Genomic DNA, 12311 nt, shown 5'->3' on the forward strand with positions numbered 1-12311 from the left:
TTTACTATGGGTCGAGTAGCACGCGTTTTCAGAGCCGCGTCCTACATGTACATCCGGTCGTAGGTCCCGTCCGGCTCGCGCTCCTCGATCCGCTCGGCGAGGTCCTCGTAGTGGCGGCGGACGTCGTCGGCGAACGAGGCGAGCGGCTCGGAGTCGACGCCCAACTCGTACGTCTCGTCGATCGTGTCCACGAGCCGCACCGCGGCGTCGGCGTCGGGCGCCTGCGCGTGGACGGGCGTGACGAACACCCCGACGCCGAGCGGCGAGTCGATCCCCCGTTCGAGCAGGGACCCGTTCGTCCCGTCGAGGAACCCCGACTCCATCGGCGGGACCCGCTCGTCGTCGAGGCGCCGCTCGTGGTAGTCCTCCGTCGCGACGTGAAAGGTCCGGTGCGCGTCCGGCCCGTGCGGAATCGGGACTCCCGAGAGGACCGCGATCTCCGAGACGCCCGCCGACTCGGTCCAGTCGAGGACCGCCGTCGCGAGTCGCTCGCCGAGGACGGGCGGGACGAACTGTTCGGCCACGAGCACGGTGACGTCGAGGTCCTCGTCCGAGTACAGGCGGATCGGGCGCCGCGGTCGCCCCTTCTCGAACGGCGTGATCGACGGGAGTCCCTCGGGCCGGACGTGCCCCGTCTGCTCGAGGTCGAGGTTCTTGACGAGGTAGTCGACCGCGGTCAGCCCGGCGAGCCCGAACGACGAGAATCCCGCAATGAGCACGTCGCTCGGGTCGGAGTCGTGTGTGACGCTGAAAGACGGGCGGTCGCGTGGGAGTTCGGGCATACGCCCGCTTCGCCGGGACGGGTGTTAGTGGTTGCCCAAGAGGGCGGCTCGCAGCTCCGGGGATCGAATACGTCGAGAGGGGGGAAACGGCGCGCTCTCGGTCACTTGGGACGACGGCGCGCTCTCGGCCGCCGGGAGAAACGCTTTTTCGGGTGGGCGACGGCGGGTTCGCTATGGTACGGCCCGAGGTCCTCGCCTCGATCGGGGGGCGGCTCACGCGGCTCGCGGACGCGTTCGGCGCGTTCGCGGGCTCCGCCGTCGGACGGGTGCTGTTCGTGATTCTCTCGGTCGCGGCCGGCGTCCTCGCCTCGAAGTTCCTCGTGCGCCTCATCGGTCGCCCCGTCGCGCGCCGCGTGTCGAGACAGAGCGTCGCGCAGACGATCGTCAGAGGGGTCCGCGTCGGGACGGTCACGCTCTCGCTGCTCGTCGGTCTCTGGGCGACCGGATTCCGCTTTACCGACCTGCTCGTGGGGACCGCCGTCTTCTCCGCCGTGATCGGGATCATCCTCGCGCCGCTCGTCGGGAACTTCATCAACGGCGTGTTCATCCTCGCGGACCAGCCGTTCGAGATCGGCGACATGATCGAGTTGGAGAACGGGACGACGGGGTTCGTCGAGGACATCACGATCCGGTACACGAAGATATTCACGCTCGACAACACGTTTCTCGTCGTGCCGAACGGCGCGATGCGCGAGCGCGACGTGACCAACTACTCCGCCGAGGACGAGCGGACCCGCCGGACGATCGAGGTGCTCGTCACGTACGAGAGCGACATCTCCGAGGCGCGGCGGCTCATCGAGCGCGCGGCGCGGGACTGCGACGCGGTGATCGACGGCGGCCCGGACATCCGGGTCGGCGTCGCGCGCTACACCGCCAGCCCGGACTGCCGGCTCCACGAGTTCGGGGACGACGGCATTCTCCTCCGCCTCCGGTACTGGGTGAAGAAGCCGTATAAGCTCGCGAAGGTTCAATCCGACGTGAACACCCAGATCCGCGAGCGGCTCACGGACGCCGACGTGGAGATGGCGTACCCGCACCGCCACCTCGTCTTCGACGACACCTCCGGGATCGCGCGCGTCGGCGGTCCGGAGGACGGTCGACCCGAGGGAGAACGGGCCGGCGACAAGCCCGACCCGGAGGGGCGGGGAAGAGGCGGGGGACGAACGGACGGAAACGAGGAAAGCGAGACCGCGGACGCGACGCCGAGCGAAGCCGGCTCACCGACAGGAGCGGACGACATTGACGCCGGCGGCGCCGGTGACCCGGCCGGCACCGAGTCCGACGGCGAGCGGTGACTGTTCCAGTCTGACACGCCCTGTGGGGCGCTCCCAAGGAACCGGAAGCCTGATAGACCGAGGCGCCCGCTTATAAGTCAGTGAGCGACGAGCCCTCCGAAGACCCGCCGGCGTCGCCTTCGGAGTTCGGCGGCGCCGATCCCGACGACGGCGCCGGTGACGGCGATACGGGTGACGACGACACGGGTGACGACGACAGACCGATCGACGGAACGCCCAGTAGCGACGAGGACGACGGCGCCGGCGGCGGTTCCGGCGATACCCGCAGCCGCGGTTCCGGCGATGGCTCCGACGACCGGGTCTCGGAGGAGTCGATCACCGAGGGGAGCCTGATCCGGCCGCTGTTCCACCTCGCGTGGCCGATCGTCGTCATCCAGCTGTTACAGGTGATGTACAACGTCGTCGACACGCTGTACCTCGGGCGGCTGTCGGCCGAGGCGGTCGGCGCGATCAGCCTCGCGTTCCCCCTGATCTTCCTGCTTATCGCGGTCGCCGGCGGTTTCACGACCGCGGGCGCTATCCTCGTGGCGCAGTACACCGGCGCCGACGGGGACCGGTCCGCGGGACTCGTCGCCGGCCAGACCATCTTCAGCGTCGCCGTGCTCTCGGTACTCATCGGGGTCGGCGGGTACTTCTACACGCGGCCGGCGCTCGAGATCCTTCCGAGCGACCCCGACACGGCAGCGACGGTGATCCCGCTGGCGGCCGACTACATGGAGGTCATCTTCGCCGGCATCCCGCTGATGTTCGGCTTCTTCGTGTTCTCCGCGCTGATGCGCGGGTACGGCGACACCCGGACGCCGATGGCGGTGATGATCGTCTCGGTGTTCCTGAACGTGCTGCTCGACCCCTTCCTCATCTTCGGGTTCTCGGCGAATCCGCTGTTCGAGTGGCTGGCGGCGGTGCCGCTCGTCGCGGCGCTCGATCCCGTCGGGGTAGAGGCCGCGTTGCTTTCGGCCACCGGATTCACCGGCTACGGGATAGAGGGGGCCGCGATGGCGACGATCTTCTCGCGAGGGGTCGCCACCGCGATCGGACTCTGGCTGCTGTTCGCCACGGCGCTCGGTCCCGCGGTCTCGGTGAGTCACCTCGCACCGGACCTCGGGTTCATCGAGGACATCTTCCGGCTCGGGCTCCCCTCCAGCGTCGAGCAGACGACGAGCGCGCTGGCGATGATCACCCTCACCGCGATGATCGTCACGTTCTCGCCGCCGGTCGTCGCGGCCTACGGCCTCGGCAACCGGCTGATCTCGCTCGTCTTCCTCCCCGCGATGGGGCTCGGGCGCGCGATAGACACGATGGTCGGGCAGAACCTCGGGGCGAACCGGGCGGACCGCGCCGCGCGCTCGGTCAAGCTCGCGGCCTCGACCGGTGCCGGAGTGATGTTCCTCGTCGCGGTCGTCGCCGTCACGTTCACGGAGCCGATCGTCGGCGCCTTCCTCGGCGACGTGCCCGACGCGCCCGCGACCGTCGGGTACGCGGTCGAGTACGTGCGGATCCGATCCGTCGAGTTCGCGTTCATCGGGGTCTCGCAGGTCATCCTCGGCGCGTTCCGGGGGGCCGGCAACACGAAGACCGCCATGGTGATCTCGATCCTCACCCTCTGGGTCGGACGGGTCGCCAGCGTGGGCTATCTCGTCTTCATCGCCGGGTGGGGCGAGACGGGGATCTGGGTCGGGATGGCGCTCGGGAACATCCTGGGCGCGACCGTCGCCGTCGCGTGGTTCGCGCGCGGGACGTGGACGGAGCGGTACATCGACGACCCGGCGCCGGATATCGACCCCGCGGGCGACGACTGAGGTCGGGAGCGGGAGTCAGGGGTCGGGAGCGGGAGGCCGTGAGTGGAATCGAGTCAGGGGTCGGGAGCGGGAGGCCGTGAGTGGAATCGGGCGAAGCGGGAGGAGAATCAGTGACGGAACAGGTGGATCGCGTCCTCGTCGCGGAGGAGACAGAAGCGCGCGCCGTCGTTCTCCGGGAACGTGGCCCCCGTCTCTCGCGTGGTGAACAGCCGGTCGAACGGGGCGTCACACACCGGACAGGCGAGGTCCTTCCGGTTCTCCCAGAGGCTCGTCGCGCCCGTGTCCTTGAGCTGTTTCAGCGCGTGACGGTGGTCGTGCACGTCGAAACGCGGCATGCGTCGAGGGTCCGCGGGTCGACAGTTGAAGGTGACCCCGCGAGTATCAGCGGTGATTCCGTCCGGGAGACTACTGCCGGTCCGGATCGTCCGCGAGCCGAGCGCGAGCGCGGTCGAGGGCGGTCTCGTCGCCGGTTCTGACGTACTCGCCGAGAGCGTCAGCGGCGTCGACGAGCGCGTCGGCGTCTTCCGGCGGCACGTCGCCCGTGAGCGCCTCGACGCGTTTCGTGCGGTCGCGGAGGCGTTCGAGGAGCGCGCGAACGGGATCGATCCGCGAGCGGGGCTCGGTACCGGCGACGGAGACGCTGCGTCCGGACGCGTCGGCGTCAACGCCCTCTTCGCCCTCGTTCGCTCCCTCAACCCCCTCCGTGCCGGCGAGCTCGTCGAGGAACGCGAGGAGGTCGGTCCGGTACTCGCCCACCGCGCGGACGGCGGCCATCCCGCGCGCCTCGCGGAGCGGATCGGGGACGGCTTCGGTCGCCGGTCGGTCGCCGTCGTCGGCGCCGGCGAGCAGCGCGAGGAGGTACTCCCGGTCGCGGTCGGTCGGGTCGCGTAATCGGTCGTAGATGTCGACCGCCTCCAGCAGTTCGCGGGCGGCGAGGTAGGTGTCGTCCAGCGGAAGCAGTTCGCCGCCGCGAATGAACCCCCGCTTGCGGGCGTACGCGCGGAGGTCGGTCTTGAGGTCGTCGACGCCCTCCTCGGGGAGCGTCCCGCGCGCGTCGCCGAACCGGGCGCGGTGCGCGCTGAGGTCGAGGGTCGCCGGGGCGTCGGTGTGAGCGGTCCTGTCGTCGACGCCGACGCTCCTGAGGCCTCCGCAGTCGGGACACTCGACGGACCCCGTCTCGTAGTACGACCAGCGCGCGCCGCACTCCCGGCACTCCCGTTCGCCGCGGACCTTCATGCGATCCACTTCGGCGCGTTCGGCGTAAAGGGCTGTGGTCGCGGCTGGCCGACCGGGCAGCCGATCCGGTCGGACTGGGGAGGCTCTCTTGCGCCCGTCACATTATATATGCGTTCCCGGTGAATCGGGGATATGAGCTGGCACGCCGTCGAGGCCGTGGACGACGCCGTCGAGGCTACTCGCCGGTTCCTGTTCCCGTTCGGTCTCGTTCGCTGGGCGAAACTCGCTCTCCTCGTCCTCCTGATGGGCGGCGGCGCGAACGCCGGCGCCTCGGTCTCCGCGGCTCCCGACGCCCGGGTCGGCGGGGTTTCGGGATTCTCCGGAAGTTGGGGCACCGGCACGGGGACTGAATCCGTCGCCGAGGCGTCGGACGCCGTGATATCGGATCTCTCTGCTGGTGTGCCGATCGACTGGCAGGTCGCCGCCGTCGCGGTCGCCGCGATCGCCGCAGTCGTTGTGATCGTCGGGCTCTCGGTGGTCTCGCTGTCGCTTCGGTTGGTCTTTTACGACGCGCTTCGGACGAACGAGGTCCGGCTGTGGCGGCCGTTCCTTGGACGGCTCCGGCAGTCGGTCGGACTGTTCGTCGCTTCCACGGTCCTCTGGTCGTTCGCCGCCGGCCCGATCGCGTTGGCCGTGCTCGTGGCCGCCGCGGCAGAGACGCCGATCGGGTGGGAGCCGATTGACTCGTTCGCGGCGGCGGTGGGGTCGCTCTCGATCGGTCCCGCGATCGCCGTCGGCCTCCTCGGGGCCGTCGTCGTCCTGTTCGCGACGCTCGCGCTCCGGTTCACCTACGAGCTCGTCGTCCCCGCGATGGTGGTCGAGGGGACCGGCGTGCTCGCCGGCTGGCAGCGGGTCTGGCGCGCGGTACGCGGAGCGTGGCCGGAACTGGTCGTCTACCTCGCGGTTCACTTTTTCGTCGGCCTTGGAACCGCGATCGTCGAGGGGATCGCGTTCGTGCTCGTCGGCTCGGCAGTGACCGTGGTCTCCGGGAGCGTGCTTCTGCTCGCGGCCGTTGCCCTCGGCGGTCTCGGTGCGTTGGTGAGCACGACCGCCGGAGTCGCGACCGTCGCGACCGTCGTGGTCATCGCCGTACTGGCGCTGGTGGCGCTAACGCTCCCCGTCAGCGTCGTCACGAGAACGTACCAGATCGCGTACGAGGCCGCCACGCTCGGCGGGATCGACCCGGAACTGTTGCTGTTCCATCCGGATATCGATCCGGGGTCCGCTGATCCCGATCCGGGGCCCGACGACGACGACGATCCGGCCTCCGTCGACCGCAACTGATTCGGTTTGGGGGGGAATCGTCGTCGAGGATCCCCATTAAGAATCGCTGCCGAGGATCGCTGCCGAGAATCGCCGCTGAGGGCCACCCTGAGGATCGTCGAATGTCGAACTATTATTCGACGGGTTCACATACCTTTTTACTCCGTTACCGAATTGGGGGAGACATGGGACTGGACGACGACGCGAGAGAGTACCACCGGCGGGAGCCGCCGGGAAAAATCGAGATCGAGACGACCAAGCCGACGAACACGCAGCGAGACCTCTCGCTCGCGTACTCCCCGGGAGTCGCGGCGCCGTGTCGAGACATCGCAGCGGATCCGGAGTCGGTGTTCGAGTACACGGCGAAGGGGAACCTCGTCGCGGTCGTCTCGAACGGCTCCGCCGTGCTCGGGCTCGGTGACATCGGCGCGTCGGCGTCGAAGCCCGTCATGGAGGGGAAAGGCGTGCTGTTCAAGCGCTTCGCCGACATCGACGTGTTTGACATCGAGCTCGACATCGACGAGGTCGACCCGTTCTGCGAGGCGGTGAAGGCGATGGAACCGACCTTCGGCGGCGTGAACCTCGAGGACATCAAGGCGCCCGAGTGTTTCAAGATCGAGGAGCGGCTCCGCGAGGAGATGGACGTCCCCGTGTTCCACGACGACCAGCACGGGACCGCGATCATCTCCGGCGCGGCGCTGATGAACGCGACGGAGATTTCCGGGAAGGACCTCTCCGAGATCGATATCGTGTTCTCGGGGGCCGGCGCGTCCGCGATCGCCACCGCTCGATTCTACGTCGAACTCGGCGCGCGCAAGGAGAACATCACCATGTGCGATTCCTCCGGCATCATCACCGAGGATCGCGTCGCGAACGGCGACGTCAACGAGTACAAGAGTCAGTTCGCTAGCGAGGGGCCGGGCGGCGATCTCGCCGACGCGATGGAGGGCGCAGACGTGTTCGTCGGCCTCTCGGTCGGCGGAATCGTCTCGCAGGAGATGGTTCAGTCGATGGCGGCGGACCCGATCATCTTCGCGATGGCGAACCCCGATCCGGAGATCACCTACGAGGACGCGAAGGACGCCCGCGACGACACGGTGATCATGGCGACGGGCCGGTCCGACTACCCGAACATGGTGAACAACGTGCTCGGGTTCCCGTTCCTGTTCCGCGGTGCGCTCGACGTGCGCGCGACGGAGATCAACGAGGAGATGAAGCGGGCGGCCGCGGAGGCGCTCGCGGAGCTGGCTCGCAAGGACGTGCCGGACGCGGTGGTGAAGGCGTACGGCGACGATCCGCTTCAGTTCGGGCCCGACTACGTGATCCCGAAGCCCCTCGACCCGCGCGTGCTCTTCGAGGTCGCCCCGAGCGTCGCGAAGGCGGCGATGGAGTCGGGTTGCGCACGGACCGAGATCGATCTCGAGCAGTACCGAGAGCAGCTGGAGGCGCGGCTGGGTAAGTCCCGCGAGATGATGCGCGTCGTGTTGAACAAGGCGAAGAGCGACCCGAAGCGTATCGCGTTGGCCGAAGGGACCGACGAGAAAATGATCCGCGCGGCCTACCAGCTCTCCGAGCAGGGGATCGCGGACCCCGTGCTCCTCGGCGACGCCGACGAGATTGCTCGAACCGCCGATCGACTCGGCCTCTCCTTCCGTCCGGAAATTGTGGATCCCGACGCGCGCGACGTGTCCGCGTACGGCGATCAGCTCTACCAGCTCCGGAAGCGAAAGGGCATCACCAGTCGCGAGGCGAACGAGCTGGTTCGCCGGGACACAAACTACCTCGGGAGCGTCATGGTGAAGTCGGGAGACGTCGACGCGATGCTCACGGGGCTGACGCACCATTACCCGTCTGCGCTCCGGCCGCCGCTTCAGGTCATCGGTTCCGCGGCGGACACAGACACCGTCGCCGGCGTGTACATGCTCACGTTCAAAAATCGGGTCGTCTTCTGTGCAGACACAACGGTGAACCAGGACCCCGACGCGGAGACGCTCGCGGAGATCACCCGTCACACCGCGGAACTCGCCCGCCGATTTAATGTCGAGCCTCGCGCAGCGATGCTCTCGTACTCCAACTTCGGGAGCGTCGATAATACGGGGACCCGAAAACCCCGTGAGGCGGTCGAAATACTCCACGATGACGAGGAGGTCGATTTCCCCGTGGACGGTGAGATGCAGGCCGACACGGCCGTCGTCGACGAGATCCTCAACGACACCTACGAGTTCTCGGAGCTTGACGAGGCCGCGAACGTACTCGTGTTTCCCAATCTCGAAGCCGGGAACATCGGCTACAAGCTGCTCCAGCGGCTCGGAGGGGCGGAGGCGATCGGGCCGATGCTCGTCGGGATGGACGAGCCGGTCCACGTGATTCAGCGGGGTGACGAGGTCAAAGACATCGTCAACCTGGCCAGCGTGGCCGTTGTCGACGCGCAGAAGTAAACGTAGGTGTCGTTGAGGATCGTAGCGGAGTTCGGTGCTCACGGCCCTGCAGGTACTTCGGGTTCGCGGTCGATTTCTTGCGGTTTGTGTTCTCTCGCGGTTGCGGTTTACGTTCCTTGTGACGACGATCCTTCCTTGTGACGGCGATCAGGCGATCGATATGGTGACAAACTGGCTCAGTAGAGGAAAGTCGTTTGAGAGACACACCGTGTTTCCGGTGAAATAGGGGTCGTTGGGGGTGGGTGGGTAGTGGCGGGCAGTTGTGCCGGGAAATTCGAGTCACCGAGCTCGAACGAAGTGTCTCAAAACGCTTTATGAAATAAAAAGAATTATAAATGTGTTTTGAGTACAATCCATCAAGCCAAGAAATAGTAGAACTGTTTGTGCCGAAGGCTACTGGTTTCACCGGAAATCGGAATTTCACCGGAAATCCGGTCTCTCGTTTCGTTCCGTAGCGTGTGTAGATCTGGACTTACACAGGTACCTTAACCCTCTTTCTCGCCCAAACCCATTTTCTCGCCCAAACCCATCCTCTTTAGTTCGATACGTTCTTGCTTGTCCTGCCTGATCTTCCGTGTCACCCACCAGAGTTCCACCTGTGCTCTCTCGCTCCGCCTTGTTGGTGAGAATTAACCAGTTAGATAGATCGGTGACACCGGGTTTCCGGTGAATCAAACCGCTTGAATTTCATCCGACGTATACGAAGTGGCGCAGATTAGTCACCTGTTAGATACCTGTTTTATATACTCGTACCGGACCACCCACACACCCACCGTCCCCCACCCCCACCTACCCCCATTTCACCGGAAACCCGGTGTGTCTCTCAACTCCACCTTCATCACGGGCGAAGCGGAACGCATTTCACCGGAAACCCGGTGTCGATCCCATGGACGCAGCGGACGACCTCTTCACTAGGGAGGACCCGATCTTCGCGAACAAGGAACTCCTCGAGATCAGCCACCTCCCCGGTGAGGGCCGGATCGTCGGCCGCGACGACGAGATCGCCGATCTCGCGACGGCGGTCAACCCGGCGATCTTCGGGCAGAGTCCGAGTAACGTGCTGATCTACGGAAAGACCGGGACCGGGAAGTCGCTCTGCGCGAAGTACGTCTCCAAGCGGCTCGTCTCGACGGCGGGTGAGGAAGGCGTCAACGCGACGTTCGCGTACGTCGACTGCGCGCAAGACACGACAGAGACACAGGCCGTTCAGACCATCGCCGACGCGGTCAACGATCCGGACGCCACCGGGATCAACGTCCCCGATAAGGGCCTCTCGACCTCGACGTACTACAAACGGCTCTGGCGGATCCTCGATCAGCGGTACGACGTCGTCCTCATTATCCTCGACGAGATCGACAAACTCGACGACGACGCAATTTTGATGCAGCTGTCGCGAGCCGGCGAGGCCGGCAAAATCACCGATTGCAAGCTCGGTGTTGTAGGGATCAGCAACAAGATCCAGTACAAAGACCGCATGGACGAGCGAGTCAAATCGAGCCTCTGTGAGCGTGAGTTCGTGTTTCCCCCATACGACGCCAATCAACTCCGTGAAATCATGCAAGCGCGCGCGGACGCGTTTCACGACGAGGTCCTCGAACCGTCGACGATCCCGCGCGCCGCGGCGCTCGCCGCGCGCGAACACGGAGACGCGCGTAAAGCGATCGACATCCTCCGGTACGCGGGCGAGATTGCACAGAGTAACGGTGAGCCGACCGTTAGAGAGGAGTTCGTCACGCAGGCACGCGAGCGCGCGGAGACCGACCGATTTCGCGAACTCATCCGCGGGTCGACGCCACACTCTCGCTACGTCCTCCAGGCGCTCGCGCTGCTCTCGCTTTCGAGCGGCCGTCAGGACGGGTTCCGAACCAGCCGCGTGTACGAAATCTACGAGAACATCTGCCGGCAAGAGGGCTCCGACAGCCTCTCGCTGCGTCGGGTCCGCGATCTCCTCAAGGAACACGCCTTCCTCGACATTATCGAACAATCAAAACACAGCGGAGGAAGTGCAGAGGGAAGCTACACGAAACACCAGCTGTTGGAGGATCCGAGTGTCGTCAAAGAAGTGCTGACGGAAGACGCCTCACAGTAGCGCCGTAAAACAGTGCCGACGTACACCGAACACACGCGGCTCGGTTTCAGGTTCGACCGCTTGCGGTCCGTCGTCCGTCGTTTGGAAGCGATCCGATCTCGATCCGATCGTCTCCCGCTAGCCCAGTAGACCGAGCCCTTCGATCCGTTCGACGATCTCCTCGACGGCTTCTTCGGCGTCGTCGGTTCGTTTCCCACCGGTGATGACGATCTTCCCGCTCCCGAATAAGAGAATCACGACTTCCGGTTCGTCCATCCGGTACACGAGACCGGGGAACTGCTCCGGTTCGTACTCGACGTCTTCGAGCCCGAGACCGATCGCGAGCGCGTTGAGGTTGAGGTTGTGTCCGAGGTCGGCGCTCGAGACGATGTTCTGAACGGTTATCTCCGGATCGTCCTCGACCGGAATTTGCAGCCCGCGGAGCTTCTCGAAGATGATCCCGAGCGCCTCGTGGACGTCATCGATACTTTTCGCACCCGTACAGACGATCTTCCCTGACCGGAAGATGAGCGCGGCCGCCTTCGGTTCTTGGGTCCGGTAAACGAGACCCGGGAAATTATCGGGGTTAAAATCTGCCCCCGGAAGGTCCTCAGCCAGCGCCTCCAAATCGAGCTCTTGGCCGATCCCCGTCGATGCAACTACGTTCTGGATCTCGATCGAATCTGCAGGGTTCGTCATCGTTCGCTTTTATATGTGTCCCCCTCCCTTATAAACGCCTGTGGTATAAACGACCGCTCGGTCGTCGACCGCTGCGCTGCACGACAGTCACTTTACGCACGCACGTCTCTCCTGCCATCAGTGTCGTATCGCTTCGCGGTCGAGATCGATGAGGCGGCTCGGTTCCCGGCTTGACACCCGCGTCAGTATTGGCGAAAATATAACAAATATCTGGTAATTCACGGTGTTTATGGGTCGTTCGTTGAGTGGCCTGGATCGATATCTCACCCGTTTCGCACACCGGTAATTTGATCCCCTCGTGCGAACCGATCTCAATGAAAACGCATGACGTGGCGCCGATGGTTCGACGGGGTTAAATACAACCCGGCATTCGTGTTGAATGCGAAGGTCCCCCGGCGCGGGGGACAACGGTCGGCCGCACCGCGGCCGGTCGAAGCGTTCCGACGTGCTTAAGTGTATAAGCCCGTTCGGTTGAAACGCGAAGAACGCACCGCGGACTCGGGACGTTCAACTCGTCCCGGTTTCGCAGAGTCGGTTTATCCGACTCATCCGAATGAGGATTTCGCCCCCTGCGCTCCGGCGTAAGAGGAAATCTGATGTGAGCCGTGGTAGTTCGGTGTCATCCAGGTCGCTGGGTGAACCGGACACCACATAGACCATGCAATGGTGTTTTGACTTATCGCAAGTCAAAACCCGCCAACACCCCTCTGAGCCGGGAATCAGGCTCAGAG

At 65.2% G+C, this 12311-nt stretch carries 9 protein-coding genes; 5 read left to right on the forward strand and 4 right to left on the reverse strand.

Annotation, left to right across the window (positions count from 1 at the left end; all coding sequences use genetic code 11):
- Positions 1 to 41: 41 nt before the first annotated feature.
- The gene (locus C469_RS01015; RefSeq protein ID WP_008003042.1) at positions 42 to 782 is read right to left on the reverse strand and encodes a proteasome assembly chaperone family protein; all 741 of its coding nucleotides are present in this window, start codon (positions 780 to 782) and stop codon (positions 42 to 44) included.
- 173 nt (positions 783 to 955) lie between these two features.
- On the opposite strand from C469_RS01015, the gene C469_RS01020 reads away from it, so the two are divergent.
- Both C469_RS01020 and C469_RS01025 read left to right on the forward strand, forming a co-directional pair.
- On the forward strand, positions 956 to 2077 hold the full coding sequence (locus C469_RS01020; protein WP_049910888.1) for a mechanosensitive ion channel domain-containing protein: 1122 nt from the start codon (positions 956 to 958) through the stop codon (positions 2075 to 2077).
- Between the two features lie 80 nt (positions 2078 to 2157).
- The gene (locus tag C469_RS01025) at positions 2158 to 3876 is read left to right on the forward strand and encodes an MATE family efflux transporter (protein WP_008003044.1); all 1719 of its coding nucleotides are present in this window, start codon (positions 2158 to 2160) and stop codon (positions 3874 to 3876) included.
- Between the two features lie 107 nt (positions 3877 to 3983).
- On the opposite strand, the gene C469_RS01030 is transcribed toward C469_RS01025, so the two are convergent.
- Positions 3984 to 4211: a DUF7385 family protein gene (locus C469_RS01030; RefSeq protein ID WP_008003046.1), complete on the reverse strand. Its 228-nt coding sequence runs from the start codon at positions 4209 to 4211 to the stop codon at positions 3984 to 3986.
- A gap of 70 nt (positions 4212 to 4281) precedes the next feature.
- Positions 4282 to 5112: a DUF7117 family protein gene (locus C469_RS01035; protein WP_008003047.1), complete on the reverse strand. Its 831-nt coding sequence runs from the start codon at positions 5110 to 5112 to the stop codon at positions 4282 to 4284.
- 132 nt (positions 5113 to 5244) lie between these two features.
- Between C469_RS01035 and C469_RS01040 the strand changes: the two genes are divergently transcribed.
- The 3 genes from C469_RS01040 to C469_RS01050 all read left to right on the forward strand — a co-directional run bounded on the left by C469_RS01040 (position 5245) and on the right by C469_RS01050 (position 10902).
- Complete coding sequence (locus C469_RS01040; RefSeq protein WP_008003049.1) at positions 5245 to 6396, forward strand: DUF7544 domain-containing protein; 1152 nt, start codon at positions 5245 to 5247, stop codon at positions 6394 to 6396.
- A gap of 164 nt (positions 6397 to 6560) precedes the next feature.
- On the forward strand, positions 6561 to 8813 hold the full coding sequence (locus C469_RS01045; protein WP_008003051.1) for an NADP-dependent malic enzyme: 2253 nt from the start codon (positions 6561 to 6563) through the stop codon (positions 8811 to 8813).
- Between the two features lie 886 nt (positions 8814 to 9699).
- On the forward strand, positions 9700 to 10902 hold the full coding sequence (locus C469_RS01050; protein ID WP_008003052.1) for a Cdc6/Cdc18 family protein: 1203 nt from the start codon (positions 9700 to 9702) through the stop codon (positions 10900 to 10902).
- A gap of 117 nt (positions 10903 to 11019) precedes the next feature.
- Here C469_RS01050 and C469_RS01055 read toward each other — a convergent pair whose 3' ends face one another.
- Positions 11020 to 11580 carry a TATA-box-binding protein gene (locus C469_RS01055; protein ID WP_004046033.1) on the reverse strand — a complete coding sequence of 187 codons (561 nt, stop codon included), beginning with the start codon at positions 11578 to 11580 and terminating at the stop codon, positions 11020 to 11022.
- Positions 11581 to 12311 lie beyond the last annotated feature (731 nt).

Origin of the sequence: Halorubrum lipolyticum DSM 21995 (assembly GCF_000337375.1) — an archaeon.
GTDB lineage: Archaea > Halobacteriota > Halobacteria > Halobacteriales > Haloferacaceae > Halorubrum > Halorubrum lipolyticum.